The sequence below is a fragment of the Erythrobacter sp. SN021 genome, from assembly GCF_021864455.1.
Map to the genome: position 1 here is coordinate 171,024 of NZ_JAKKUW010000002.1, position 25,838 is coordinate 196,861.

General features: G+C 62.4%; 24 protein-coding genes, 1 tRNA gene and 1 other RNA gene. 10 read left to right on the top strand and 16 right to left on the bottom strand.

Features of this window, described 5'->3' with window-relative positions; all coding sequences use genetic code 11:
• Positions 1–2: 2 nt before the first annotated feature.
• Positions 3–164, bottom strand: coding sequence for a hypothetical protein (locus L5849_RS05420; RefSeq protein ID WP_236924746.1), 162 nt, complete (start codon positions 162–164; stop codon positions 3–5).
• Positions 161–2,173, bottom strand: coding sequence for a prolyl oligopeptidase family serine peptidase (locus tag L5849_RS05425; protein ID WP_236924747.1), 2,013 nt, complete (start codon positions 2,171–2,173; stop codon positions 161–163). Before L5849_RS05425 ends, L5849_RS05420 begins: the two co-directional genes overlap by 4 nt.
• Positions 2,174–2,365: 192 nt before the next feature.
• Here L5849_RS05425 and L5849_RS05430 point away from each other — a divergent pair, with 192 nt between their 5' ends.
• The gene (locus L5849_RS05430; protein WP_236924748.1) at positions 2,366–3,259 is read left to right on the top strand and encodes a LysR family transcriptional regulator; all 894 of its coding nucleotides are present in this window, start codon (positions 2,366–2,368) and stop codon (positions 3,257–3,259) included.
• Between the two features lie 181 nt (positions 3,260–3,440).
• On the opposite strand, the gene L5849_RS05435 is transcribed toward L5849_RS05430, so the two are convergent.
• A tRNA-Tyr gene (locus tag L5849_RS05435) sits at positions 3,441–3,526 on the bottom strand.
• A gap of 141 nt (positions 3,527–3,667) precedes the next feature.
• Between L5849_RS05435 and rlmB the strand changes: the two genes are divergently transcribed.
• Positions 3,668–4,459 (top strand): 23S rRNA (guanosine(2251)-2'-O)-methyltransferase RlmB, encoded by a 792-nt coding sequence (gene rlmB, locus L5849_RS05440; RefSeq protein ID WP_236924749.1) that lies wholly within the window; start codon positions 3,668–3,670, stop codon positions 4,457–4,459.
• A 19-nt stretch (positions 4,460–4,478) separates the two neighbouring features.
• On the top strand, positions 4,479–5,327 hold the full coding sequence (locus L5849_RS05445; protein WP_236924750.1) for a hypothetical protein: 849 nt from the start codon (positions 4,479–4,481) through the stop codon (positions 5,325–5,327).
• A 117-nt stretch (positions 5,328–5,444) separates the two neighbouring features.
• On the opposite strand, the gene L5849_RS05450 is transcribed toward L5849_RS05445, so the two are convergent.
• The 8 genes from L5849_RS05450 to L5849_RS05485 all read right to left on the bottom strand — a co-directional run bounded on the left by L5849_RS05450 (position 5,445) and on the right by L5849_RS05485 (position 15,210).
• Positions 5,445–5,747 carry an HU family DNA-binding protein gene (locus L5849_RS05450; protein ID WP_255704078.1) on the bottom strand — a complete coding sequence of 101 codons (303 nt, stop codon included), beginning with the start codon at positions 5,745–5,747 and terminating at the stop codon, positions 5,445–5,447.
• A gap of 225 nt (positions 5,748–5,972) precedes the next feature.
• The gene (gene lon / locus L5849_RS05455) at positions 5,973–8,360 is read right to left on the bottom strand and encodes an endopeptidase La (RefSeq protein ID WP_236924751.1); all 2,388 of its coding nucleotides are present in this window, start codon (positions 8,358–8,360) and stop codon (positions 5,973–5,975) included.
• Between the two features lie 655 nt (positions 8,361–9,015).
• On the bottom strand, positions 9,016–9,351 hold the full coding sequence (locus L5849_RS05460; RefSeq protein WP_236924752.1) for a YbaB/EbfC family nucleoid-associated protein: 336 nt from the start codon (positions 9,349–9,351) through the stop codon (positions 9,016–9,018).
• Positions 9,348–11,168 carry a DNA polymerase III subunit gamma/tau gene (locus L5849_RS05465; RefSeq protein WP_236924753.1) on the bottom strand — a complete coding sequence of 607 codons (1,821 nt, stop codon included), beginning with the start codon at positions 11,166–11,168 and terminating at the stop codon, positions 9,348–9,350. Before L5849_RS05465 ends, L5849_RS05460 begins: the two co-directional genes overlap by 4 nt.
• A gap of 62 nt (positions 11,169–11,230) precedes the next feature.
• An RNA gene (gene ffs, locus L5849_RS05470) (signal recognition particle sRNA small type) lies at positions 11,231–11,327 on the bottom strand.
• A gap of 124 nt (positions 11,328–11,451) precedes the next feature.
• On the bottom strand, positions 11,452–11,730 hold the full coding sequence (locus L5849_RS05475) for an ETC complex I subunit (RefSeq protein ID WP_115416400.1): 279 nt from the start codon (positions 11,728–11,730) through the stop codon (positions 11,452–11,454).
• Between the two features lie 16 nt (positions 11,731–11,746).
• Positions 11,747–14,173: an ATP-dependent helicase HrpB gene (hrpB, locus tag L5849_RS05480; protein ID WP_236924754.1), complete on the bottom strand. Its 2,427-nt coding sequence runs from the start codon at positions 14,171–14,173 to the stop codon at positions 11,747–11,749.
• A 20-nt stretch (positions 14,174–14,193) separates the two neighbouring features.
• Entirely contained in the window at positions 14,194–15,210 is a 1,017-nt protein-coding gene (locus L5849_RS05485) for a polyprenyl synthetase family protein (protein WP_236924755.1), read from the bottom strand.
• Between the two features lie 65 nt (positions 15,211–15,275).
• Here L5849_RS05485 and L5849_RS05490 point away from each other — a divergent pair, with 65 nt between their 5' ends.
• Complete coding sequence (locus tag L5849_RS05490) at positions 15,276–15,572, top strand: chorismate mutase (RefSeq protein ID WP_115416397.1); 297 nt, start codon at positions 15,276–15,278, stop codon at positions 15,570–15,572.
• A gap of 44 nt (positions 15,573–15,616) precedes the next feature.
• Here L5849_RS05490 and L5849_RS05495 read toward each other — a convergent pair whose 3' ends face one another.
• From L5849_RS05495 to L5849_RS05510, 4 genes are all read right to left on the bottom strand, one after another.
• Positions 15,617–17,095, bottom strand: a complete 1,479-nt coding sequence (locus L5849_RS05495) for an ATP-binding protein (protein ID WP_370459140.1) — start codon at positions 17,093–17,095, stop codon at positions 15,617–15,619.
• The gene (locus L5849_RS05500; protein ID WP_115416396.1) at positions 17,046–17,723 is read right to left on the bottom strand and encodes a response regulator transcription factor; all 678 of its coding nucleotides are present in this window, start codon (positions 17,721–17,723) and stop codon (positions 17,046–17,048) included. Before L5849_RS05500 ends, L5849_RS05495 begins: the two co-directional genes overlap by 50 nt.
• A gap of 84 nt (positions 17,724–17,807) precedes the next feature.
• Entirely contained in the window at positions 17,808–18,113 is a 306-nt protein-coding gene (locus tag L5849_RS05505; RefSeq protein ID WP_115416395.1) for a PepSY domain-containing protein, read from the bottom strand.
• A gap of 67 nt (positions 18,114–18,180) precedes the next feature.
• On the bottom strand, positions 18,181–18,897 hold the full coding sequence (locus L5849_RS05510; RefSeq protein WP_115416394.1) for an SIMPL domain-containing protein: 717 nt from the start codon (positions 18,895–18,897) through the stop codon (positions 18,181–18,183).
• A gap of 126 nt (positions 18,898–19,023) precedes the next feature.
• Between L5849_RS05510 and L5849_RS05515 the strand changes: the two genes are divergently transcribed.
• The 4 genes from L5849_RS05515 to L5849_RS05530 all read left to right on the top strand — a co-directional run bounded on the left by L5849_RS05515 (position 19,024) and on the right by L5849_RS05530 (position 23,415).
• Positions 19,024–20,583 (top strand): amidohydrolase family protein, encoded by a 1,560-nt coding sequence (locus tag L5849_RS05515; RefSeq protein ID WP_236924756.1) that lies wholly within the window; start codon positions 19,024–19,026, stop codon positions 20,581–20,583.
• 42 nt (positions 20,584–20,625) lie between these two features.
• Entirely contained in the window at positions 20,626–22,431 is a 1,806-nt protein-coding gene (locus L5849_RS05520; protein WP_236924757.1) for an ABC-F family ATP-binding cassette domain-containing protein, read from the top strand.
• Complete coding sequence (locus L5849_RS05525) at positions 22,428–22,997, top strand: uracil-DNA glycosylase family protein (RefSeq protein WP_236924758.1); 570 nt, start codon at positions 22,428–22,430, stop codon at positions 22,995–22,997. The genes L5849_RS05520 and L5849_RS05525 overlap by 4 nt, the downstream gene beginning before the upstream one ends.
• Positions 22,998–23,061: 64 nt before the next feature.
• Positions 23,062–23,415 (top strand): nuclear transport factor 2 family protein, encoded by a 354-nt coding sequence (locus L5849_RS05530; RefSeq protein WP_115416390.1) that lies wholly within the window; start codon positions 23,062–23,064, stop codon positions 23,413–23,415.
• A gap of 85 nt (positions 23,416–23,500) precedes the next feature.
• On the opposite strand, the gene L5849_RS05535 is transcribed toward L5849_RS05530, so the two are convergent.
• A complete protein-coding gene (locus L5849_RS05535; protein ID WP_236924759.1) occupies positions 23,501–23,977 on the bottom strand; it encodes a DUF6456 domain-containing protein in 477 nt (158 codons plus the stop codon).
• Between the two features lie 93 nt (positions 23,978–24,070).
• On the opposite strand from L5849_RS05535, the gene L5849_RS05540 reads away from it, so the two are divergent.
• Together L5849_RS05540 and L5849_RS05545 are read left to right on the top strand one after the other, a co-directional pair.
• The gene (locus L5849_RS05540) at positions 24,071–24,643 is read left to right on the top strand and encodes a helix-turn-helix transcriptional regulator (RefSeq protein WP_236924760.1); all 573 of its coding nucleotides are present in this window, start codon (positions 24,071–24,073) and stop codon (positions 24,641–24,643) included.
• 2 nt (positions 24,644–24,645) lie between these two features.
• Positions 24,646–25,836, top strand: a complete 1,191-nt coding sequence (locus tag L5849_RS05545) for a glycosyltransferase (protein WP_368735722.1) — start codon at positions 24,646–24,648, stop codon at positions 25,834–25,836.
• The last annotated feature ends 2 nt before the right edge of the window (positions 25,837–25,838 follow it).

Here is a 25,838-nt window from a genome sequence, read left to right on the forward strand (position 1 = left end):
GCCTATCCGCCGATCATGCCCATCAACTCGGCTGTCAGGATCTCCGCGTAGGTACCCAAGGCATACCCAAGCACCATCAGCAGGACACCGACCGCGGCGGTGAAGAACACCATGATGAGCGCCTTCGGCCCGAGACCGAGGGTCACGCTGTCGTCGGTTATCATGGCGCGGTCCCATCGCTGCCGCTGTCTTCGGTGCGGGGATCGATTGCCGGAAGGTCCGCTTCGTAGGCTTCCCGTCCAAGGTGCTCCGCATACCACGCAAGTTCGCGATTGATCTTGAACAGCTTATGCGACGGTCGCCGGAAATTGTGCGGTTCGCCCTTACCCAGATAGAGCGCGGTCGGTGTTCCCGTGTCACGCACTGCACGAAACATCAGTATCGCCTGAGTAGGGGGTACGCGCTCGTCATCTCCGCCGCTCCAGAACAATGTCGGCGTGCGGACTTTCCAGGCGTCGAACACCGGCGATTGCGAACGGTAGGATGGCAGCGGGGCGTTTTCCTGCCAGGGCGTCCCGCCGAACCAGCGTATCCTGCCCGACCTGCGGTCGCTCTCGCCGAACAGCGAAACCCAGTCGGCAACGCCGGCACCGGACGAGGCCGCCACGAAACGATGGGTCATGGTGATCAAGCGGTTGGTCATGTGACCGCCCGCGCTCCACCCCATCTTGATCAGGCGGTCCGCGTCCGCGATCCCGTTCGCGACCAATGCGTCCACTCCGCTCAGCACGTCGGTATGCGCATTGCGGAAGTAATTCCCGACCATTGCACGCATGAATGCATCGCCATAGCCAGTGCCGCCCCGATGGTTGGGCAGGAAAACGGCGTAACCTTGCCCGGCGAGCACCGGCACATAACGCGATGCATTCCAGCTTCCGAACTGCGCCGAAGAGCGCGGGCCGCCATGGGTGATCGTCACCAGTGGGTAGCGTTGGCCCGTTTGGTATCCGACCGGATACACCAACAGTCCCTCGAGCTTTTGTCCGTCGGCGGCCGACCACGTGAACGCCCGCTGTTTGGGTAGCGTCAACCCACTGAGCGCAGCCGAGTAGATCGCAGACCTTTGCCGCAAGACGCCTGTCCGCGGGTCGATCTCATGGATTTCACCCGGGCTGTACTCGTTGGCGAAGCGCCCGAAATGCCGCCCACTCTCCGAGTCATAGGTCCAATCGCTCAGCGAGTGATCGCCGAAGGTTACTTGAGTCAGCGCGCCCCCCCTCAGGCTTACGCGATAGAGCTGTGATCGCAATCCGCTGTTGCCAACCACCCAAATCGAGTCCCCCGACCGGTCCCATGCGAAGTCCTGCACTTCGAGCGGCTCATGCGGAAACAGCAGGCGAGGCGCCTCCTCGCCAACCGCCTGCACAAACAGATTGTCTTCGTAATAGGGCTCGCCCCCCGCATTGACGGAGGCGATGTAAGCGAACGTCTCGCCATCGGGCGCGAGACGGGCGCCGTTTTCCCGGATACGGTTGTCGGTCAGCTGGCGCGATTCGCCGCTGCGCAAGTCGATCCGCCAAAGTTCGGCTGCATCGCGGTCTTCCGCTACAGGGTCGAACCGCTGGCGCACGATCAGATACCGCCCATTTTCGGAAAGCGAATAGCCCTCGATCAAGCCGGCGCTCGCGAAAACCACGCTGGTTTCGCCGCTCGTCGTGTCGACCCGGTAGAGCGCGTCGGCATCGGCGCTCCCGAAGGGTTCGATGCTCCATTCGTTTGCCGCGTCGTCCTCGGCCTCGGCATCGCTTTCGTAGATCAGCGCGCTCCCGTCGGGCAGCCAGCTCACCTGACGGACACCACCTGGATGATTGGTGACTTGCGATGCTTCGCCCGTTTCCGGGTCGAAGAAATGGATTTGGTCACCACCCTCCTCCTCGACTTCGGCAACGACGACGAATTGATGCGATCGGGGGCGCCAAATCGCTTCGGTCTCGGGGCTTTCGGGCAGATTGTTCAGCGCCGTCCGGGCACATCCGTCATCTCCGCAGCGCAGGATTCGGAGCGTCTCGACCGTCTCGTCCTCGGCCCAGTCGGGCGCCGAGAGGACATAGCTTAGATAGCGACCGTCGTGTGACGCCGATACGCTCGCCACGCGTGGCAGTTCGAGGAATTCGACCGGATCCAGACTGTTGTCGCCCTGCGTCGCGTCCTGAGCGTAGGTCTGAATCGGCATGGCCATCGCCGACATCGAAAGGACCGTCAACGAGCCGCGAATTGACGATAATTTCCCCATTTGCCCCCTCCGTTTGGGTGCGGCGCCAATCCGCCGAGCCGGTCCGAACGAGGCAGCAAATTGAAATCGACTTCCAGTTCCGATTTCGTTACCTTCAATGCGAAAAATGCAAGATCATGAAAGGCAAGGGCTTTGGAGCTAAAATGGCTGGAAGACCTGGCCGCGGTTGCGCGAATTGGCCACTTCGCCAGAGCTGCGGAAGCGCGCTACGTTACCCAATCCGCACTCAGTCGGCGCATCAAGGCACTCGAGGCCTGGGCGGGTGCGGAACTGGTCGACCGGACCGAGCATCCGATCCGCCTGACTGCCGCCGGAACCGAATTCATGAGCAGCGCAAGCGCGATCATAAAACAGGCAAGCGAGGCGCAGGCTGCAGCAGCCAATTATGCCCGTATCAGCGAGCGCGGCATAACGATCGCCTGCCTGCACACGCTGGCGCTGAACTTCCTCCCACGCCTGGTGGCAGAGCTTCACCGCAAGGTCTCTCCCTTCGAAGCAGCCATCGTTCCGGAAACGCGCACCATCGAGGAATATCTATACGCCTTGCGCAACGGCACGTGCGACTTCTTCATCTGCTACAATCACGCGGCCATTCCCTTCAATGTCGATGTCGACGATTATCCGCGGCTGGTTATCTCGCGCGACCGCGTCCTGCCCTATGGCAATGCGGCGAAGTTCGCCGACATTCTCGAACCCGATAACGAAAGGCCGATACCGCTGCTGGAATATGGTCCGACCTCGATCATGGCGCGAGTGTTGCGAAACGTGCTCAGCGGTGCCGAGTTTGAGCGTCGATTACGGACTGTTTACCGAGCCACTCTAGCCGAAAGCCTGGCCACGGCTGCGCGCGAAGGCCTAGGCATAGCCTGGTTGCCGGAATCGATCGCGGAGCACATTCGCGGGGACACGGCTCTCGATCCGATTTCGCACGACTATACGGCCGAGCTCGAAATCATGATCTTCGGCTCCCGCCACAATAAGCGCCCGGTCGTGCGGCGTATTTGGGAATCTCTTGAGGCAGAATAGCGAGCCGGGAGCTGTCTGCCGTGACACCATTCAGCATCCAGGAATCTGCGACGAGCCCCCAACTAGCGGAGTCACTGTGTCCTGCGCGAACGAGGAAATTCTGAGCAATTTGCGCAGGCGGAAACCGAGCGAAGGGCGAATATCCATCAGATCTTCAAATCACGGGGTTTTTGGATGGCGGTGGTGGACAGGGCTGGATTCGAACCAGCGTACGCTTGCGCGGGCAGATTTACAGTCTGCTGCCTTTAACCACTCGGCCACCTGTCCACACGGGCCATTTCGCTTAGGAAATCGAGGGATCGCGTTGACGATCCCGTGCCGAGAGGCGCCCCTTTGGCGAAGCGAGCCTTGCCTGTCAATGCCCTCGCTGGCACAGGCGCAACCAAAGCTGCATACAGGACGAATTCGATGGCGAAGGGTGAGCGCAAGCGCGCACTGAGAGGACGGGCAGGCCGGATGAAGGGCGGTCGCGGGAGCGGGCGCGCGAGCACGGGCCAGGTCCGATTATGGGGGCGACACGCGGTCGAGGCCGCGCTCAAAAATCCCGATCGGGTGCATCGAAAGCTATGGGCTACCCGCGAAGCGATCGAGGTGCTCGACGGAGAGTTGCCCGACGATTTCCCGCTGGAATACGCCGATGTCACGGATCTTGCACGCTTGGTAGCGAAGGATGCCCCGCATCAGGGTCTGGTGCTCGAATGCGCTCCGCTGGAAGACATGCATCTCGACGAGATCCTCGATGGCGACCCCTCCAGGCCCATCGTCGTGCTCGACCAAGTCACCGATCCGCACAATGTCGGCGCGATCATGCGCTCCGCCGCTGCCTTCGGCGCCGCGGCGCTGGTGACGCAGGATCGCCACGCCCCGCCCGAAGGCGGCGTCATCGGCAAGGCCGCTTCGGGTGCGCTCGAAATCCTGCCCTGGGTGCGCGTCGTCAACCTGGCCCGCGCGCTCGAACAGATGGCCGAAGCCGGATACTGGCGCATCGGCCTGACCGGAACGGCCGAGGCAACGCTTGCCGAAGCCCTTCCCGCAGGCCCCGTCGCGCTCGTATTGGGTGCCGAAGGAGAAGGAATGCGCCATAATATCGAATCGCATTGCGATGCGCTGGCCAAGCTACCGATCGGAGACCGGATCGAAAGCCTGAACGTCTCCAATGCCGGCGCGATCGCGCTCTACGCCGTGGCCACGCGGGAGTAATCCATTGGGGAAGAAAACAATGCTGACCAAAAGGTTTCGCACGGTCGCGCTCGCCGGTGTGGGGAGCCTGGCGCTGTCGGGCTGCTTTCTCTCGCCAGGCCAGTTCACGAGCGAGCTGGAGCTCATGAAAGACGGTAGCTTTGCTTATCGCTACGATGGGGAAATCCAGATGCTCGCGCTGAGCAAACTGGCAGAGATGGATAGCGAAACGGACGAACCATTCGAGGCCGCGTGCCTCGATGACGATTACGAAGCCCGCGAATGCACTAGCGCGGAAATTGCCGAGCAAAAGCGCGAGTGGGATGCAGAAGCCGAAAGCCGCCGTGCCAGGAAGAAGCGCAAGGCCGAGCAGATGAAGGCGTTCCTGGGCGGAATCGATCCGTCGGATCCGGACGCTGCGCAGGAGCTCGCCGAAAAACTGGAGCGTCAGCGCGGCTGGAACACTGTGGAATATAAAGGCGACGGCCTGTTCGAGGTCGATTTCGCGATCTCCGGCCGACTGACGCACGACTTCTCGTTTCCGACGATCGAACGCTTCGCCATGGCGAATACCTTCGTCAGCGTCATTTTGCGCGACCAAAGGCAAGTGCGGATCGATGCGCCGGGCTTTGCCGCGCAAGGCAGCGGCAATCCGATGCAGGGGATGGTAGCCGGCATGGCCGGACTAGCCGACCTGTCTCCGAAAGACGAGGAAACCCCTCCCCGGATCGCAATCGCCGAGGGCCGGTTTTCGATCGTGACCGATGGGCGTATTTTGGCGAACAATACCGACGCCGGTCCCAGCCATCATTCCGGCGGTCAGGTCCTGACGTGGGAAATAACGCCGCGCACCGAACAGCCCCCCATGGCCCTGATTTCTTTCGACTAGCTTCAGTCTCGCAATGCCAACGAAAACGCCGCGCTTCCCATTCTGGAAAGCGCGGCGAAGTTCGATCCCTATCGTTGCACCGCGAGGCGTGGCGGTGCGTCGGTCAGGAGGTTCCGCTTAGTTCACAGCGTCCTTGAGGCCCTTGCCTGCCTTGAACTTCGGCTGGTTCGAAGCCTTGATGGTCATCGGCTCACCGGTACGCGGATTGCGACCGGTCGAAGCCTTGCGCTTGGCAACGGAGAAAGTGCCGAAGCCGACCAGGCGGACTTCGTCGCCGCTCGACAGGGACTTGGTGATTGCATCGAAAACACCTTCGACGGCGCTCGAGGCATCGCTCTTGGAAAGGCCGCTGGAATCGGCGACTGCGCTGATCAGGTCGTTCTTGTTCATCGGTGTAAACCCCCTTGTTCTTATCGTCAGATTAGGTTGGCTGAATCGCCTCGGTGAAGGCGGACGAATTGAGAGTTTTTTAGCCGAAGTGTCAAAGGCAAATTCCGTAAAAACCGGCGGTTTTCGGGGCCAGACCGAACAAAAACAGGATGAAGCGCGGGTTCACCATACAATGCTGCACCGCACCGCCGTGAAAAGGGCCTCGGCAACCCCGAGGCAAGCTTCACGATTCGCTGCAGCGCAGCATGTCCTATGTTAATGCGCGGTTGGCGATGGCACCTGGTGCGCGTGGTCGGGCTGACTGGCGAGGTCGTCCGCCTCGGTCCATTCGATGGGCTCGGGGACACGACACAAGGCTTGGGCCAGCACCTCATCGACATGAGCGACCGGTACAATCTCGAGACCGTCTTTTACATTGCCCGGGATTTCGGCGAGGTCTTTGACATTCTCTTCCGGAATGAGGACCTTCTTGATCCCACCACGTAGGGCCGCCAGCAGCTTCTCTTTCAGGCCGCCGATGGCAAGCACCCGTCCCCGCAAGGTTACCTCGCCGGTCATGGCGACATCCGCCCTGACCGGAATCCCCGAAAGCGTCGAGACGATGGACGTGACCATTCCCACACCTGCGCTCGGCCCATCCTTGGGCACCGCGCCCTCGGGAAGGTGGATGTGAATATTGCGCCGGTGAAACAGGCTCGGCTTAATGCCGTAATGCGGCGCGCGTGCCTTGACGAAGCTGAAGGCGGCCGCAACGGATTCGTTCATCACCTCGCCCAGCTTACCGGTCGTCTTTATCTCGCCCTTGCCGGGGGTCGTCACGCTTTCGATCGTCAGCAGTTCGCCGCCGACCTCGGTCCATGCGAGGCCGGTAACGGCCCCGACCTGCGGCTCTTCCTCGCTCATGCCGTGCTTGAACTTGCGGACACCGGCAAAGTCGCTGAGATTTTCGGGCGTGATCGTGACGCTCTCGACCTCGTTCTCCAGAATCTTGCGCAGCGATTTGCGCGCCAGCCGTGCCAGTTCGCGTTCGAGCGTGCGGACGCCCGCCTCGCGCGTGTAGAACCGGATCAAGTCGCGCAGTCCGTCTTCGGTCAGCTCGAACTCGCCCTTCTTGAGGCCGTGTTCCTCGATCTGCTTGGGCAGCAGATGGCGCTTGGCGATCTCGACCTTTTCGTCCTCCGTATATCCTTCCAAGCGGATGATCTCCATCCGGTCCAGCAGGGGCTGCGGCAGGTTGAGGCTGTTCGCGGTGGTCACGAACATAATGTCCGACAAGTCCAGATCAAGTTCGAGGTAGTGGTCCTGAAACCGGTTGTTCTGCTCCGGATCCAGCACTTCGAGCAGCGCCGAAGCGGGATCGCCACGGAAATCCTGTCCAAGCTTATCGATCTCGTCGAGGAGAAACAGCGGATTGCTCTTACCTGCTTTCTTGAGATTGGTGACGATCTTGCCTGGCAGCGATCCGATATAGGTGCGCCGATGGCCCCGGATTTCGGCTTCGTCGCGCACGCCGCCCAGGGACTGCCGCACGAATTCACGCCCGGTCGCCTTGGCGATGCTCTTGCCGAGCGAGGTCTTGCCGACACCCGGCGGCCCCACGAGGCACAGGATCGGCCCCTTCAGCTTGCGCGTGCGCGCCTGAACCGCGAGATATTCGATAATCCGATCCTTGACCTTCTCGAGGCCATAGTGATCGGCATCGAGCACCTCCTGCGCCTTGCCGATATCTTTTTTGACCTTGCTCTTCTTACCCCATGGCAAGCCGAGCAGAACGTCGAGATAGTTACGGATGACCGTCGCCTCGGCGCTCATCGGTTGCATGCTGCGCAGCTTCTTGAGCTCGGCCTCGGCCTTTTCGCGCGCTTCCTTGCTGAGCTTGGTCTTGGCGATCTTCTCGGTCAGCTCGGCAATTTCGTTGCTGCCGTCATCGTCGCCGCCAAGCTCGTTCTGAATCGCCTTGAGCTGCTCGTTCAGGTAATATTCGCGCTGGGTCTTTTCCATCTGCCGCTTCACGCGGCCACGAATGCGGCGCTCGACCTGCAAGACCGAAAGCTCACCCTCCATATAGGACATGACCATTTCCAGCCGCTTTAGCGGGTCCTTTTCGACCAGCAGCGCCTGTTTGTCGGAAACCTTGGCGCTGATTGCCGCGGCGATCGTATCGGCCAATTCGCCTGCATCGTCGATGTCGCTCAGTTGTTCGGCAGCTTCCTCGCCCAACTTCTTGTTGAGCTTGGCATATTCACCGAATTGTTCGACCACTTGGCGCATCATCGCGACGACTTCACTGCCGGATGCCGTCATGGTCTCGGAGATCGAAACCGCAGCCTCGACATAACCGCCCTTCGGCGTCGACTGGCTCAATACACCCCTCGCGGTTCCCTGTACCAGCACGCGTACCGTCCCGTCGGGCAGCTTGAGCAACTGCAAAACCTGCGCGACAACGCCGACATCGAACAGATCGTCGCGTTCAGGATCGTCGCAACCGGGATCTAGCTGGGCGAGCAGGAAAATATCCTTGCTGCCTTCCATGGCCGCCTCAAGGGCAGCCACAGATTTGTCGCGTCCGACGAACAGGGGAACCACCATGCCGGGGAAGACCACGATGTCGCGCAGGGGAAGGAGGGGAAGGGTCTGGGTCATCTATCAATTCCAATGGAGCCGGTCTGGCCATTCCTCGGGAATATGGTGAGCCCTGCCCCACATCGCAACGTCGGCAATTAAAGTCATGTGGATGACGTGAAATTACAATCCGGACGTCATGATTATAATCTATTAACTCTAGTTTGAAGCGCAAGGAAATATCAATTTCCCATTGGAGTCAAAATGATGTTCGATTCGATGATTTGTAGGATCAGCGATCATCGCGTGAATCGGCGGCGTGTTTGGCACGATGGTGTGCACTTTCGGACGAAATGCACCCGATGCGATACGCCGCTGATCCGCGATTCTCGGGACGGATGGCGACGTTTCGACGAAGAGCGCGACCTCGCGTTCGAGCGCCAGCCTCACCCGCGCAACGCATAGGGGGCGTATACAACCGTCAGTATCTCAGACCGGGATGCTGACGGTCATTCCTGTAAATTTCTTAGGAAAAATGACCCGACGTGTCGCGCGCGCGTCTCTGCGTGCCCGCTGCATGAGTACCAAAGGTTCGTGTCCACGTGAAAGACCGTGAGGCGGGTACACCCGATATCGATGTGCGCGGCGCTTAAGATCGACGCGGTACGGTAGCGGAGCGAGGCGAAGCGGGGGGGCGATTTTCGCGGGATGTGCAGCGTCGGCCACACCCACGGCCTCACATGCCGGGAAGCTTGAACCCCGGCGGCAGGCCTACGCCCTGCTGGATCTTGGCCATCTCTTCGCCCGATACGCGGTCTGCCCGATCACGCGCATCGTTGAACGCCGCCGTTACGAGATCTTCGACGATCTGCTTCTCTTCGGGCTTCATCAAACTCTCGTCGATCGTCACGCCGATGATACGACCGCGCGCGCTGGCACGCACCTTGACGAGGCCACCTCCGGCCGTCCCTTCCACTTCGATCTCGTCGAGCTTGGCCTGGGCATCGCCCATTTGTTTTTGGATGGTTTCCGCGGCCTTCTGAGCCTGCGCGAGCATCTCTTCCATGTTCATGCTTTTCTACTCCATGGTATTTCGCGGCGCTCGGGGGGTGCGCCGCCGTCTTCGATCAATTCGGCATCGGGAAAGGCATCGAAGGCGGCCTTTACCAGCGGATGCGCACGTGTGGCAGCGGCAGCGGCTTCACGCTCCGCCTGCTGCACCTCGACCAGCGACGGCCGTCCGACCCCGCCGGACAATTCTTCCACCGTCCAGCGCCTGCCGGTGTGGCGGTGCAGCGTTTCTTTCAGCACGGGAGCGATGTCGTCCGAAAACTTGGTATCGCGTCCGTATCGCAGCACGCCATCCTCAAGCTCGACCACGCGTACCTGCAAGCGCATGATGCTGGCTTCCTGCATCAGGCCGGATGCGTCAATCGCCTCGACAAGGCGCTCCCAGTCGAGTGACGCCCGAGGCGTATCGGTGGGGGCGGCATCCGATCCCGTCGGCGCGGGCACGGGTCCCGCCTCGGCCAGCGCTTCGATTTTCTTCGCGAGCTTGCCGGGGTCGGGCATCTGTCCGGCATGCAGGGTGCGCAACAGCGCCATCCGCAATGCCACCAGGGGATCGGGCGCTACGCGTACCTCTTCATGTCCTTTCAGCAGCAACTGCCACAGACGGTGCATCTGCGCCACCGGGACCCGGCTGGCCCAGCCCGCAAGCTCGCCGCGTTCGTCGGGACTGACTCCTTCGGGCTCGCCCCCAGAAACCTGCGCCACGGTAATGCGGTGGGCCAGGTCCATCTGGGCGCGCATAAGCGCCAGAGGCTCGACGCCCAGCGCATACTGCTCGTCGATCGCGTCGAGAAGCGCCTTGCCCTCGCCCTCCAGCATATGCGCGAAGAGTCTACGCTGCGCACCCTTGTCCGCAAGGCCGAGCATGTCGCGAACACGCTCTGCGGTGACCCTGCCTTCCGTATCCAGATCGGCATGGGCGATCGCCTGATCGAGGATCGATAGTCCATCGCGAACCGAACCCTCGGCCGCATTGGCCACGATATGCAGCGCTTCGGCATCGGCCTCGACACCTTCCTTGCGACAGATTTCGGCGAAATGGCTTTCGAGCAATTCGACCGGAATGCGCCGCAGATCGAAACGCTGTGTGCGGCTGAGAACCGTGACAGGCAGCTTCTCGACTTCGGTCGTCGCGAACAGAAGTTTCACATGCGCGGGTGGTTCTTCCAACGTTTTGAGCAACGCGTTGAACGCATTGCGCGAAAGCATGTGAACTTCGTCGATGATATAGATTTTGTAGCGTGCCGAAACCGCAGCATAGCGCACCGCCTCGATGATCTCGCGCACATCGTCGACGCCCGTGTGGCTCGCGGCATCCATCTCGATCACATCGATATGGCGGCCTTCCGCAATCGCACGGCATGGCTCGCATTCTCCGCAAGGGCTGATTGTCGGACCACCCTGCCCATCCGGACCGATGCAGTTGAGCGCCTTGGCAATCAGGCGTGCCGTCGAAGTCTTGCCCACCCCGCGCACGCCGGTCATCAGAAACGCATGCGCCAGCCGGTCACGGGCGATGGCATTGGCCAGCGTGCGCACCATCGCTTCTTGGCCGATCAATTCGGCAAAGGTCTGCGGGCGGTATTTGCGAGCGAGCACGCGGTAAGGCTGCGCCGGTGCGGCCTTCGGCGCCTCGCTATCGGCCCGATCAGCGCCTGCGGGTTCGGGAACGGGTTGCGCGCCGGTTCCCGAAGTCGGCGTCACACCGAAGATCGATTCCTGTCCAGCCTCCTCGAGTTCCGCCGCGCTCGGCGCGTCGGCCTCTTCGGCCCCACTCTCCCAAGGAAGACCATCTGGATTGTCCGGTGAATCACCCATGCCTCACTAGGTAGGCATTGGCGCGGCAAAAGTCATGCCGTCGCCGCTACGAATTGTGGGTGAAAATTAGGAGCCGACCGACCCGCCGCAATCCACCTGGGCTGCTTCCTTCCGGACCTGACCCGGTGAGCGAACGCTAACGTCCGACCGACTCCCGAAGCGCCATATGGCGGTATGTTGGCACAGTTTCAAGCTCTCAGTCATTGCGAGCAAAGCGAAGCAATCCAGTCCTGTGCTTACTGGATTGCCGCGTCGCCTTACGGCTCCTCGCAATGACTATCAGCTACCGAAAATTATCGGAGTAGGCCTGGAGTTTGAGGCTCTTCGGAGGGGGCGCGTGCACACGGGCCGATACGCCATATTTTTCGGCATAGGCCTTCGCCTCGTCCTTGCTCGGAAAGGTCAGCGAGACTTGCGCCTGCGTATCGCCGCTGCCAGTCCACCCCATCAGCGGATCGGCATGGCGCGCTTCGGACTGCTCGAATTCGAGCACCCATTCATCGGTGCGGGCCTTGCCCGACTGCATGGCGTTTTTCGGTCGCTGGTAGATTCTCGCGGTCATGGAACTGCCCTGTAATTCAACCTTCCGAACGTGAAAAGGCGTTCTTCGTCTTCAAACTGGGCTTTTCCGCCCAAGGTTCCTCGGGCCAGCGGTGTTTCGGGTAGCGGCCCTTCATATCCTTGCACACGTCCGCCCAGCTTCCCCGCCAAAAACCGGGCAGGTCGCGAGTCGACTGGATCGGTCGCCCGGCGGGACTGGTGAGCTTCAGCAGAAGCGGCGTGTCGCCGACCATCGGGTGGCGCTCTAGCCCGAACAGCGCCTGTACGCGGACTTCGACGCTGGGGGCATCGTCGCCGGTATAATCGATACGGTGCCTCGTACCTGCGGGCGAGGTGAATTCGCGCGGAGCAAGCCGGTCGAGCCGCTGGCGGCTGTCCCAATCGAGTTGACCGAGCAGAGCATCGACCAGTTTTCCCTTGGACAGGCGAAGATCGCGCCGACCTTGCAGCAGGGGCGCCAGCCAGATCTCCGCGGTGTCTGCCAGTCCGTGGCCTGTCAGCCCCTCGACACCAGCGAAACGCGCGCGAGCCAGCAACTCGGCAGGAAGCAATTTTGCCGGATTCTCCAGAGTCTTTTCCACAAGCATATCCACAATGGCCTGGGGATCGGGCGCGGGGTCCGGGCCGCGCGCAAGCGTGATCGCGCCGAGCTTTCGTTCGAGTAATGCCTCGACCCGCTCTCCGGTCCAGCGCAGGACCTGCTTGCGCTCGATCCGATCGGGTAACCATTGCTCGATATCGATTTCTTCGAGCGCGATGGCCGAGGTTATCCGCGCGCCTTTCGCCTGCCCCTGCGCATCGCCGACGACCAGAAACTCCGCTCGCGCCAGGGACGACACAGGATCGAGCACGAAACCGCGTCCTCCCGCCGCGACCCAGTTCTCGCCCGCCTTGTCGCGGCGCTTGGCGATAAACTCGGGTCGCCCTGCCGCGAGCAGTATCCCGGGTGGAGGCAGCGCGGTCGATCGCTGGTCATCGGCAAGTGCCTTGGCACGTTTCGCCCAGCGTCCTGCAAGCTTCCGACTCGCTTCCGCCCTCGGCCCGCGATCGGTATTCCAGCGGGACAAGCGCGCTTCGAGATCGTCGCCCCGCCCCCCAAGCCCGCGCTCCTGCAGCAACAAGGCGATCCGCGCAGCCTGATCGGCAGCCCCATGCTCGGCACCGAACAGCACGGTCGCCGCTCCCTGCGGGTCGAGCGGGAGTTGCGCGAGCTTTCTGCCGCGTTCGGTGATCCGGCCTTCCGCGTCGAGCGCTGCCAAGGCCGATAATGTTTCCCGCGCCGCGCCGACCGATGCGGAGGGCGGTGGATCGAGCCACGCCGGCTCTGCGGGATCAGTGCTCCCCCATTGTGCGAGCGCCAGCACCAAGGGCGCAAGGTCGGAGGTCAGCATTTCGGGTGGATCGTAGCGGGGACGTCCACCATGGCCCGCTTCTTCCCACAGCCGATAGGCTACGCCCGGCCCTTGCCGCGCCGCGCGCCCGGCACGCTGTGCAGCCGCCGCCTGGCTTGCGCGATGCGTGACGAGATGCGTGGTCCCCGCCGCCCGATCGAATTCGGCCCGGCGCGACAATCCGGCATCGACCACAACCGATACGCCATCCAGCGTCAGCGACGTTTCGGCGATGGCCGTTGCCAGCACGATCCTGCGCCGTCCTTCAGCATCGCGGCGGATCGCGGCGCGCTGACCGGCCGGGTCGACCTGGCCATGGAGCGGCAGCACGATTGCCGACGGTAAGCGCGCCTCCACGCGCTCCCGCGTCCGTTCAATTTCGCGCACGCCGGGCAGGAAGGCGAGGATATCGCCCTCCTCCTCGCGCCATGCGGTCGCGATGGCCTGCGCCATGGCATCCTCCACCGGCACCTGCGGCGACGAACCGAGCCATTCCACGCGCAGCGGATGTGCCCGGCCTTCGCTTTCGATCACCGATGCACCGGCGCCCAACAGTTCGGCGAACCGCGCGCCGTCGATAGTCGCCGACATGACCAGCACACGCAGATCTTCGCGCAGAATGCTGCGGCTCTCAAGCGCGAGCGCAAGACCGAGGTCGCTGTCGAGATGCCGCTCATGCGCCTCGTCGAACAGCACGGCGGAGATACCCGCAAGTTCCGGATCGGCGAGAATCGTGTTCACGAATATCGCCTCGGTCACGACCAGAACGCGCGTTTTTGCGGAGCGCTTGCTGTCGAGCCGGGTAAGGTAGCCAATCGTCTCGCCGGGCTTTTCGCCAAGCATCTGGGCCATCCGTTCGGCAGCGGCGCGCGCAGCGACCCTGCGCGGCGATGTCAGGATGATGGTCCCCGTGCACCAGTCTTCGCCCAAGAGCTCCGGGGCGACCGCCGTCGTCTTGCCCGCCCCCGGAGGCGCGACGAGGACCGCTCCGGTCTGCTGGCGCACAGCCCCGAGCAGGTCGGGCAGGACGGAATGGATGGGCAAATCGGGCACGCCTGCGGCCCTAAGACGGATCAGTACCCGCGCGCTACCGCAAACAGCGCGGCCTGGGTCATCGCCTGGCGCGCCTTGCTGTCGGGGAAGATCGACAGCGCATCGATTGCCCGCTGCGCGAAATGGCGGGCACGGGCCTTGGTATCGTCCACGGCGTTGTGGCGCTCGATAAGCGCGATGGCGTGATCGAGATCCTCGTCGCTCGTCTTGAAACCACCGATAGCGGCTTTCCAGAAGGCGCGCTCCTCCTCGCTGCCGCGCGCATAGGCGAGGATCACCGGCAGCGTCATCTTGCCTTCCCGAAAATCGTCGCCACGATCCTTGCCCATGGCGGCAGCGTTGGAATCGTAATCGAGCGCATCGTCGACCAACTGGAAGGCGACGCCGAGATTGCGGCCGTATTCGTCGAGCGCGCGCTCCTTTTCATCGCTGCATTCGGCTACGACGGCGGCAATCCGGCTGGCGGCCGCAAACAGGGCAGCGGTTTTGGCACGGATGATATGAAGATAGCGCTCCTCGCTGGTGTCGATCTTGCGCTGAGCAGTAAGCTGGTCGACCTCACCTTCCGCGATGATCGCGCTGGCCCCCGACAGAATTTTGAGGATCTTGAGGCTGCCATCCTCGGTCATCAGCTCGAAGCTGCGGCTGAACAGGAAATCGCCCACCAGCACGGTGGCGGGATTGCCGTAGATGATATTGGCCGCCGCCTTGCCGCGCCGCAAATCGCTGCCGTCGACGACATCGTCGTGAAGCAGCGTTGCCGTATGGATGAACTCCACGGCGGCGGCGAGCTTGTGGTGGCGCGCCCCGCTGTAACCCACCAGTTCCGCCCCGGCGAGCGTGAGCATGGGGCGCAGGCGCTTGCCGCCCCCCGAAATCAGATGACCCGCCAGCGCCGGGATCAGCGGCACCTCGCTCTGCATCCGGTCGAGGATAACCTGATTGACCTGGTTCATGCCATTCGCGGTCAACGCCAGCATGGGTTCGATGGAGCCTTCCGGCTCCTTGCGCTTCAGGGGGATTACGTCGGCAGACATTTCGGCTTGGCCATGGTCTGCCCAAGCTTTCTTGGCAAGCCGGGATTTGGTGTTAGCCTGATCGCATGACCACATCGTCCCAGCCCGATCCGATCCTGGCCCGTTTTCGCAAGAGTATCGACAATATCGATGCCGCGCTCATCCACATGCTGGCCGAGCGCTTCCGGATTACGCAGTCCGTCGGCGAATATAAAGCAAAGGTGACCCTGCCCCCGGCCGACCCTGCGCGCGAACAGGAACAGATCGCGCGGCTGCGCAGACTTGCCGAGGAAAGCGAGCTCGACCCCGAGTTCAGCGAGAAATTCCTGCGTTTCATCATCGACGAGGTTATCCGCCACCACGAACAGGCTGCAACTCGCTAACGGGCTGCGTCTGAAGCGACCGCACTCCGTCGGCGCCAAGCCGTTTACTGCGCACTTCTTGGCAATGTCAGCTTCACCAGCAAGCCACCCAAATCCTCGCTTGTATCCAGCTCCACCGACCCGCCGTAGATCTCGGCCACATCGCGAACGATGGCAAGGCCCAGCCCCGTCCCGGGCTTGCCCGTATCCAGCCGGGCGCCGCGATCGAAGATCCGCGTCCGTTCGTTTTGCGGGATCCCTGTACCGTCATCCTCGATCCAGATTATGCAGTCTTGCGCCTCGCGATCGGCATCGATGGTGACGAAAACACTGCCCCCGCCGTATTTCGCCGCATTCTCGATCAGATTACCGAGAATTTCGTCGAGATCCTGGCGCTCGATCGAGACCACAGCCTGACGATTACCATCGAGATCGAAGCGGGTGTTCTCGTAAATGCGGGTTACCGCGCGCAGCACGCTTTCAGCGCTCGGCCAGACTTCGGCGCGCGAATGTCCGGAGGCACGTCTGCCAACCGCGCGTGCACGCGCCAGATGATGCTCAACGTGCCGCTGCATGGTCTTGGTTTCCCGGCAAACGAGATCGGAAAGCTTCGGATCGCGCGCGGTTGCCGCGTTGGTAAGCACGGTAAGTGGAGTTTTGAGTGCATGGGCAAGATTGCCGGCATGCATCCGCGCTTCTTCGGCCTGCTGTTCGGTATGGGCAAGCAGCGCGTTGATTTCGTCGACCAGGGGTTCGACTTCGAGCGGAAGCGGCTCGGTAATGCGGTTGGCCCCTTCATTGCGCATGGCCTGGATTGCATTGCGCACGCGGCGCAGGGGCGAAAGACCATACCAGCTCTGCAGCATGGCCATCGCCAGCAGGCCGATGCCCAGGACAGCAAAGCTCCAGAACAGGATCGATCGAATACGACTGATCTGAAAGTCGAGCTCGTCGCGCGCCGACGCCACCGCGAAGGTCCAGCGCGTATCGCTGTCGGGCAGGATCACCGTACGTTCGACCATCCGCAGAGGTTCGCCCTCGAACTGATCGGAATCGTAGAAATGGGGCTCGTCATCGACATACCCCCCTTCGACCTCCAGGCTGCGATCCCACAGGCTGCGGCTCGGAAAGGGTTGATGCCCTTCCCCCGTGATCTGCCAGTAGACACCACTATTGGGCTCGAGGAAACGCTGGTCGCCGAGCGAGCGGTAAAGCTGGACGTCGCCGAAACTGTCTATTTCCGCCGAGGTAATCAGCGCCGTCTGCACATATTCGAGCTGCTCGTCGAAATTGTCCTCGACCAGTCGGACCAGGGTGCGATCGAGCGCAAACCCACCCGCGAGCAGCAACACGCCTATCCATAACGCGGCAATCGCCATCATCCGCCGCGCGAGGCTGCGTTTCGCCTTTGGCGTGACGATGGTCGCCGAATTTTCGGCAGCAGCGCCCGATGGCGGGGCCAGCCCGCCGATCAACCGCCCGCCAGACGCTCCTTCAGGCGCGCGGCTGGTCGGCGGGGTCGTCGAGGCTGTACCCAAGTCCACGGATCGTCGTGATCACTTCCGCGCCCAGCTTCTTGCGGATGCGGGTAACGAAAACCTCGATCGTATTCGAATCGCGGTCGAAATCCTGATCGTAAATGTGCTCGATCAGTTCGGTTCGGCTGACCACCTTGCCCTTATGGTGCATGAGATAGCTCAGCAGCTTGTATTCCTGCGCGGTCAGCTTGACCGGCTCGCCCTTCAGCGTAACGCGGCCCGAGCGCGTATCCAGACGCACGTCGCCCGCGGTAAGCTCGCTCGACGTGTTACCCGATGCCCGGCGGATCAGCGCACGCAAACGGGCGATCAGCTCTTCGGTTTGGAAGGGCTTGGCGAGGTAATCGTCGGCTCCGGCGTCTAGGCCGGCCACCTTGTCGCTCCAGCTATCGCGGGCGGTAAGCACCAGGACAGGGAATTTCCGCCCTTCCTTGCGCCACATGCCCAGAACGGTCAGCCCGTCGATTTCCGGCAGGCCCAGGTCGAGAATGACCGCGTCGTAATCTTCGGTACTGCCGAGAAAATGGCCATCCTCGCCATCGGTGGACAGGTCCACCGCATAGCCGTTCTGTTCGAGCGTCGACTTGAGCTGCTGGCCGAGCGTGGGCTCGTCCTCGACGATCAGGATACGCATATATGTCCGTCCTCGGATAGTTTGGTCCGCGTTTCGTTCATGTAGATGAACGCGTCAACCTGAACGCAGTTTCGCCGCATCGGTTCAGCGGCTGCGGCGCAGCACCCTGCCGGTGCGTGCATCGACATCGACATACATTACCCGTCCGTCACGCAAGAACTTGAGCCGGTAGGCCATCGCCGTGGAGTCGTAAGCCGGGCCGAGATATTCCGCGCCCCGCATCGTCGGCAGGATGCGTGCCTCGATATCGCGCAACTGCATGATATTGCCCGCACTCATCTCGCGACGCGCCTCGCCCTGTTCGGAACGACGCTGCGCGAAAGCAGGTTCGGCCATGATCGGACCCGCAATCAGCCCGAAGGCCAACAAGGAGGTAGCAATGCGTTTCATGATGCCTCCCTGCCTAAGCCCGACGCATTGAACAAGGTGTGAATGTCCACGACGCTCGGCATTCAGCCTATCGGGTCATCTCGTATTTGACCGTGATAGTGACACCGGTGCCCACCTCGCCCGGCTCGATGGGTGTCGCCTGATCTGATCCGGCATCGCTCGCCATCTTGACCATTGCTTCCGGGCGCGGCCCATAACTTTGGAAGCTCTCCGAAATCTCGAGCAGGCGCACACCGGAATATCCCGCCATCTTTGCATAGTCTTCAGCCATGGTGCGCCCGCTCTTGAACGCGCTCCGACGCGCCTCGGCCTTGGCCTCGACATCGTCCTCGAGCATGAAATTGGGACCATAGATATTGTTCGCGCCCGCGCCGACCAGCGCATCGAGAACCTCGCCCGCGCGCTTCAGGTCGCGCAGTTTCACGTTCACCTGATTGTTGACGTTATAGCCAGCGAATGTCTGCTCGCCCGTCTCCCGGTTGTAATTGTAATTTGGATTGAGGTTGAAGTTTGAAGTCTGGATGTCGCGGCGTTCGATGCCGAGCTTGCGCAGTTGCGCGATCAGCTTATCCATTGCCTCAGCATTCATTTGCACCGCCGCTTTCGCAGTGGGCGCACGCGTCGATACCCCCGCTCCGATCTGCGCGACGTCGGGTGCACGGTGGACGATCTCGTTGACGGTCAGCTCGACGACCGGCCCCTGGCTGGCAATCTGCACTTCGGCGGCCTGAGCGCCCGGGGCCATGGCGGCGGCGGCAAGAAGAGGGATGGCGAAACGGATCATAAAGGTGCTCCTCACTGGTCGAACCGGTTGTCGGCCTTTCCGCTTTACGGCTTGCTGAACGGATGTGTTCCCGCTTTCCTCCAAACGCACATGCCGCTAGCCCCTGGATCGAAAGAGGGGAAACGGATGAAATTCTGGAAAGTCGTATTCGCATCGCTGGCCGCAATGGGTGCGCAACCGCTCGCCGCGCAGATGGAATCCGTGCCCGACCGCTCGGCGCAGGAAGGCGAAGGCCCCTTCGACAAACTGCTGATCCGCGGCGCGACCGTGATCGAGGGAACCGGCGCCCCGCCCGCCGGCCCGATCGATATCCTGGTCGAAGGCAACCGGATTGCCGCGCTTTACCCTGGCGGCGCGCCGAAGGACAAGGCCCGGACAGTCCAACGCGTTATCGATGCCAAGGGCATGTATGTCCTGCCCGGCTTCGTCGACACGCACGGACATAATGGCGATCCGGCCAAGGCGCCCCAACCCTCCTACGGCTACAAACTCTGGCTTGCTCATGGTGTCACCACGGTGCGCGGGGTAAGCTTCTATTTCGGTCCCGGAAAACCGGATTTGTCCGATGCCCGCCGCAGCGCCGCCAACACCATCGTTGCCCCGCGCCTGATCCCTTACGCCGTCTTTGGCGACAAATGGTCTGGTGGAAATGCCGATACCCCCGCCAAGGCGCGTGAATGGGTCCGCTGGGCCAAGGCGCAGGGCTATTGGGGCATCAAATTCTTCAATTCGGCCACTCCAGCGGTGCTCGAAGCCGCACTCGATGAGGCGAAGCGACAACAGATGGGCACGGTTGCCCATCTCGCGCAGACCGGCGTGGCGGAAGTGAACGCCCGCAAGGCCGTGGAACTGGGCCTCGGCGGAGCAACCCATTTTTACGGGCATTTCGAAAGTCTGCTGAAGGAGGGTCTTCCCCACTACCCGGAAGACTACAATTACTTCGACGAACAGGCGCGCTTCGGCTGGGTGGCGCGGCTTGCCCCGCAGGCCGTCGAACCGGGAAGCGAGAAATGGGACGACTATGTCGATGCGCTCGTCGAAAGCGGCGTCACGCTGAGCCCCACGTTCAATATCTACTCTGCCAGCCGCGATGTCATGGCGGCCAAAACCCGCGACTGGCATGCGAAATACAGCCTGCCTTCCTTGATGGAATTCTACGCGCCCAGCGCGACCAATCATGGTAGCTATTACAAGGACTGGACCAGCGAGGACGAGACCGCCTGGCGCAATTTCTATTCCAAATGGTTCAAGCTGACGAAGGACTTCCATGATCGCGGCGGGCGCGTCACGGCGGGATCGGATCCCGGCTATATCTACCAGACCTGGGGTTTCGCCTATATCGGCGAGCTCGAAATGCTGCGCGAGGCGGGGCTTTCCCCGCTCGCGGTCATCCGGGCCGCCACGATCGACGGCGCGCGCGAGATTTATGAGCCGCGCGGGCAGGAACCACCGATGGGGCGGATCGCGGTTGGCCAGCTCGCCGATCTCGTGATCGTGCCCGAAAACCCGCTGGCCAACTTGAAGGTGCTTTACGGCACCGGCCATACGCGGCTCAATTACGAGACCGGCGCGATCGAACAGGTCGGCGGCGTGCGCTGGACGATCAAGGACGGCATCGTCTACGACGCGCCCGCGCTGCTGGCCGACGTGGCCCGCATGGTCGAGGAGCAGCACGGCGAACGCTAGACGCTTGCAGCCGGGGCCGCGCGCGCCTACCTCGCGCGGCCTATGGCACAGCCTCCCATCCTCAGCCTCGAAGGCATGGCCCTGCAACAGGGCGGCAAATGGCTGTTCGGCGGGCCGGATCGCGATCCGCTCGACCTCCATATCGGCCCACGCGACCGGATCGCGCTGATCGGCCGCAATGGCGTCGGAAAAACCACATTGTTCCGTATGATCGACGGGGTGATCGAAACCGATTCCGGAACACGCAAAACCAAGCCCGCGATGCGCATCGTCCTGCTCGAACAGGACCCCGACCTGTCCCGCCATGCCACGCTGATGGACTGGGCGCTGGCGGGCGAACACGCGCCGCAGGAACACGAAGTCGAGGCAATCGCCGGGCAGCTCGGCATCGATATGAGCCGCGAGACCAAGGGCGCGAGCGGCGGCGAGAAGCGCCGCGCCGCGATCGCCCGCGCGCTGGCGCAGGACCCCGACCTGCTGCTGATGGACGAGCCGACCAACCATCTCGACCTCGGCGCGATCGATTGGCTGGAAGGGTGGCTCGAACGCTATCGCGGCGCCTTCCTCGTCATCAGCCACGACCGCACTTTTCTCAAACGCCTCACGCGGACAACGCTGTGGCTCGACCGCGGGAATCTGCGGCGCAAGGAAGTGGGATTCGGCGGCTACGAGGCCTGGGAAGAGCAGGTCTATGCCGAGGAAGCACGCGCGGCGGAGAAGCTGGACGCGAAGCTCAAGCTGGAAGCGCACTGGCTCGAACGCGGCGTGACCGCGCGGCGCAAGCGCAATCAGGGGCGGCTCGAAAAGCTCTGGCAAATGCGCGCCCAACGGGCATCGATGATCAGCGCAGGCGGCACCGCCAAGCTCAAGCTGGCGACCGAGGAAGACTTCAAGTCCAAATCGGTGATCGTCGCGCAGGACATTACCAAAGCTTACGGCGACCGCACGATCGTCAAGCCATTCAGCCTACGTATTCAACGCGGCGACCGGATCGGCATTGTCGGCGCGAACGGTGCGGGCAAGACGACGCTGCTCAAAATGCTCACCGGCGAACTGGCACCAGACAGCGGTACGGTGGAAATCGCCAAGACGCTGACGGGCGTGATGATCGACCAGCAACGCCAGCTTCTCACGGCGGACAAGACCGTGCGGCAAGTGCTGGCAGAAGGCGGCGACTGGATCGACGTGCGGGGCAACCGCAAGCATGTGCAGGCCTATCTCAAAGACTTCCTGTTCGACCCAAAGATCGTCGACATGAAGGTCGCGGTGCTGTCAGGCGGCGAACGCTCGCGATTGCTGCTCGCCCGCGAGTTCGCCAAGGCTTCGAACCTCCTAGTGCTCGACGAGCCGACCAACGATCTCGACCTCGAGACGCTCGACCTCCTGCAAGAGGTCATCGCCGATTACGAGGGCACCGTGCTGATCGTCAGCCACGACCGCGACTTCCTCGACCGCACCGTAACCATCACGCTCGGTCTCGACGGAACCGGCAAGGTCGATGTCGTCGCGGGTGGCTACGAGGATTGGGAACGCAAGCGCCGCCAGCCCGTCGCAACCAAGGCGAAGGCTGCCAAGCAGGCCAGCAAGCCCGCACCAGCCCCATCCCCGGCACCCAAGTCGAGCAAGCTCTCCTACAAGGACCAGCGCGATTACGAGCTGCTGCCCGCGCGGATAGAGGAACTCGAAGTGGCGATCGCAAAGGGCGAGGCGATCCTCTCCGACCCCGATCTCTACAGCGCCGACCCGCAGAAATTCGCCAATATCTCCAAGGGCCTGGAGAACGCGCGCGCCGAGAAAGATGCGGCCGAGGAGCGCTGGCTGGAACTCGCCGAGCAAGTGGAGGCATGACTCTGCAGGCCGAGATTGCGGCCTGCCGAACCTGCGCCAAGCACCTGCCGCATGGCGTGCGGCCGGTAGCGAGTTTCTCATCCACCGCGCGGCTGCTCATCATCGGCCAGGCTCCGGGATCGAAGGTCCATGAAAGCGGTATTCCGTGGGATGATACCAGCGGCGATCGCCTTCGCGAATGGACCGGGCTTACCAAGGAGCAGATGTACGATCCGGCTCGTGTCGCGCTGGTGCCGATGGGCTTCTGCTATCCCGGTAAGACCAGCGGCGGCGACAAGCCGCCCCGCCCCGAATGCGCGCCGCAATGGCATGGCCGCGTGTTGGAGCAACTGCCCGAAGAGCGGCTGACGCTGCTCGTCGGCACTTATGCACAGGCGCATTACCTGCCGAACGCAAGCAAGCTTTCGATGACCGATCGCGTTCACGCCTTCCGCGATTTTCTACCGCGCTACCTCCCCCTGCCCCATCCCGCCTGGCGCTCCGCCATCTGGATGCGCAAGCACCCGTGGTTTGCGGACGAGGTCTTGCCCGAGCTACGGCGACGCGTTTCCGACAGCCTCGATTAGTCGACGCCGACTCGGAGTATGTGTGATACTCTCGCTCGCGGACGGGCACCGAAAGGAATGCGAGATGGCAATCGACCAGATGGCGAAAGACTTCACCCAAGCTGTCGCGGAAGAACGGGCCGACGATTACCAGGCCTATTGGGCCGATGATATCGTCAGCCTCGAACCCAATGACGGCCCCATGTCGCGCGTCGAGGGACGCGAGCAATTGTTGCAGAAACATGCCTGGTGGAACGAGAATGCCGAGGTCCATTCGAGCAACACCGATGGCCCCTATGTCTTCGGCGACCAGTTCGCGGTAAATTACGAGATGGACGTGACCATCGACGGCGAACGCAGCCAAATGAAGGAAGTCGGTCTCTACACCGTGAAGGACGGCAAGATCGCCGAGGAACGCTTCATGTACGGACAGCAATAGGCTGTATGTCTGGAATAGGAGTGGTGGAAAGCGTTTCCGCCGATATGGACCGCATGGACCACCGTCTTGGAATAAAGAGCCCGCCTCACCGGATTCGATAGAATTCAGCCACCCGGTCGAGCGCCAGCCGGAGCACCAGCTTACCGCTGCGGGCGGGCCATTCCAGCGCCTTTTCGGCCGCCGGAAGTCCCTCGCCCGCACAGGCGACGCGCCAAAGGATATCGCGCAAACCCGGCCCCGCCGCCGCCATCGCGCGATCGAAGCGGTCCTTCGCCGCGATCTTGCGTTCCGAGTCGCTAAGGCCATGGCTGCCCGAGCCCCCATCCACGCGAACCGGGTCCCAGCGCATGGTCACCGATGGCGCGAGCTGCGCATGCTCGTAATCGGCGCGCACCCGCTCGCCAGCGTCCAGTTGGCGATCGGTCAGATGGCCACGCGCATGCAACCATGTGAGCGGGTTTTCGCCTAGATTGACGGTAACGCTACGCTGCCGCGCACGCCGTCCATCTCCGCGGCGGGGGCCTTCTGGGGTCAATTCACGTTCGACAAGCTGGCGGGGCATCGGGATCTCCTTATGGGGAGATTTCTCCTTGCGCTGCTTCGGTTCATGTAGGAAAGGTCAAAAACCAAATCGGTTATTGGTGGGGCCGACCGAGTGATCAACCGTATCCGCGACATCCGCAAGCAGAAGGGCTGGACGCTTGCCGATCTGGCCGGGGCTTGCGATCCGCCGACTACGCCTCAAACGGTCGGACGGTTGGAAACCGGCATGCGCAACCTCTCGCTCAAATGGATGGAGCGCATCGCCGCCGCGCTCGAGGTCGATCCCGAAATGCTGGTGCGCAGCGAGAAGGCGGATCATCCGCAAGTGGTCGCCGCGCTGGCGAAGGACGGGCCGGAAGCCCTGCCCGCGACGCGCGATGCGCTGCTTGCAATCGACCTCGGCGGCGACGGTGTGCTGATGGTGCTCGACATCGACTATCCTCACGGCGAATACCGGCCCGGCGACCAGCTCTGGTTGCGCCAGCTCGACCCCGCCGAGCTAGGACGCGCGATCAACCGCGATGTGCTCGTACCGAAAAAGGGCGGCCGATTTGCCTTCGGGCGCCTTATCGATCGGCAGGGATCGCTCGTCGGCCTCCTTCCGCCCGGCCACGGCGAGAAACAGCAGGTGGTCGACAATCCAGCGTGGGTTGCGGTTGCCGAAATGCTCGTGCGGCGCCTGTGAGCGTGCGAAAAACCCGCCGTGTCCTGTCGCTTTCGACACTGTTCCCCAACTCGCTCCATCCGCGTTTCGGTATCTTCGTAGCGAAATCGCTGGAAGCGCTGCAGCGCGATACGCAGTGGGACGCGACCGTCATCAACCCGATCGGTCTGCCACCCGTGGCCCTGGGACGGTACAAACCGCTGGCGGCGGCGGCCCGGAACGGCCACGAATTCGGCTTCGAGATCCATCGCCCGATCTTCCGCCTGCTGCCCAAGGTCGGCGGCCGGCTTAACCCGAGGCTGATCGCCAAGTCGGTTCTCCCACTTGCGCGGCGTCTGCACGCCGACCGGCCATTCGACCTCGTCGATGCACAATTCTTCTATCCGGACGGTCCGGCAGCGATGATGATCGCGCGCGATCTGGGCTTGCCCCTTTCGGTCAAGGCGCGCGGCGCAGACATCCATCACTGGGGTGCGCGCGCCTATGGTAGAGCAGCTCTGCTCGAAACCGCGCGGGAAGCGACGGGCGTGTTGGCCGTCTGCGAGGCGCTGGCCGACGACATGGCTACACTTGGGATGGAGCGCGAGAAGATCACCGTGCATTACACCGGGCTCGACCGCGACTTGTTCCGTCCGCTCGATCACCTGGGGCTGCGTGCCCGGTTAACCAACACCTTTTCGGTCCCGATCGCAAATGACGACCTCTTGCTCGTCACGGTGGGCGCGCTGATCGAGCGCAAAGGCCAGGCTTTCGTTATAAAGGCGCTCGCAGACCTGCCGAAAGCAAGGTTGGTGCTCGTCGGCAAGGGAGAGGACGAAACGAGCCTGCGCGCTCTGGCGAAAGAGGTTGGCGTGGCCGAGCGCGTCCATTTTCTCGGCAGCTTGGCGCCGTCAATGCTCCCACCGATCCTTTCCGCGGCCGATGCCATGGTCTTGCCCTCTGCCAGCGAAGGACTGGCCAATGCCTGGATCGAGGCACTCGCCTGCGGCACGCCGATCGTCATCACCGATGCGGGCGGAGCGCGCGAAGTCGTTACTTCGCCCGAGGCCGGCGTCATCGTGGCGCGCAACTGCCGCGCAATCCGCGAGGGGATCGAACTTGTCGCCGACCGCCCCCGCGCACCCGAGGAAGTCGCGGCAGCGATCGATAAGTTTAGCTGGAGTATAAATGGCCAAAGTTTGGCCGAATTCTATTGCCAACTTTTAGATCAATAATG

Bases quoted from the DNA above. Each gene is read 5' to 3' on its own strand.
- L5849_RS05420 (WP_236924746.1), bottom strand. From the start codon at position 164: ATGATAACCGACGACAGCGTGACCCTCGGTCTCGGGCCGAAGGCGCTC.
- L5849_RS05425 (WP_236924747.1), bottom strand. From the start codon at position 2,173: ATGCCGATTCAGACCTACGCTCAGGACGCGACGCAGGGCGACAACAGT.
- rlmB (WP_236924749.1), top strand. From the start codon at position 3,668: ATGGCGAAGGGTGAGCGCAAGCGCGCACTGAGAGGACGGGCAGGCCGG.
- L5849_RS05445 (WP_236924750.1), top strand. From the start codon at position 4,479: ATGCTGACCAAAAGGTTTCGCACGGTCGCGCTCGCCGGTGTGGGGAGC.
- lon (WP_236924751.1), bottom strand. From the start codon at position 8,360: ATGACCCAGACCCTTCCCCTCCTTCCCCTGCGCGACATCGTGGTCTTC.
- L5849_RS05460 (WP_236924752.1), bottom strand. From the start codon at position 9,351: ATGAACATGGAAGAGATGCTCGCGCAGGCTCAGAAGGCCGCGGAAACC.
- L5849_RS05465 (WP_236924753.1), bottom strand. From the start codon at position 11,168: ATGGGTGATTCACCGGACAATCCAGATGGTCTTCCTTGGGAGAGTGGG.
- L5849_RS05475 (WP_115416400.1), bottom strand. From the start codon at position 11,730: ATGACCGCGAGAATCTACCAGCGACCGAAAAACGCCATGCAGTCGGGC.
- L5849_RS05485 (WP_236924755.1), bottom strand. From the start codon at position 15,210: ATGTCTGCCGACGTAATCCCCCTGAAGCGCAAGGAGCCGGAAGGCTCC.
- L5849_RS05490 (WP_115416397.1), top strand. From the start codon at position 15,276: ATGACCACATCGTCCCAGCCCGATCCGATCCTGGCCCGTTTTCGCAAG.
- L5849_RS05500 (WP_115416396.1), bottom strand. From the start codon at position 17,723: ATGCGTATCCTGATCGTCGAGGACGAGCCCACGCTCGGCCAGCAGCTC.
- L5849_RS05505 (WP_115416395.1), bottom strand. From the start codon at position 18,113: ATGAAACGCATTGCTACCTCCTTGTTGGCCTTCGGGCTGATTGCGGGT.
- L5849_RS05510 (WP_115416394.1), bottom strand. From the start codon at position 18,897: ATGATCCGTTTCGCCATCCCTCTTCTTGCCGCCGCCGCCATGGCCCCG.
- L5849_RS05515 (WP_236924756.1), top strand. From the start codon at position 19,024: ATGAAATTCTGGAAAGTCGTATTCGCATCGCTGGCCGCAATGGGTGCG.
- L5849_RS05520 (WP_236924757.1), top strand. From the start codon at position 20,626: ATGGCACAGCCTCCCATCCTCAGCCTCGAAGGCATGGCCCTGCAACAG.
- L5849_RS05525 (WP_236924758.1), top strand. From the start codon at position 22,428: ATGACTCTGCAGGCCGAGATTGCGGCCTGCCGAACCTGCGCCAAGCAC.
- L5849_RS05530 (WP_115416390.1), top strand. From the start codon at position 23,062: ATGGCAATCGACCAGATGGCGAAAGACTTCACCCAAGCTGTCGCGGAA.
- L5849_RS05535 (WP_236924759.1), bottom strand. From the start codon at position 23,977: ATGCCCCGCCAGCTTGTCGAACGTGAATTGACCCCAGAAGGCCCCCGC.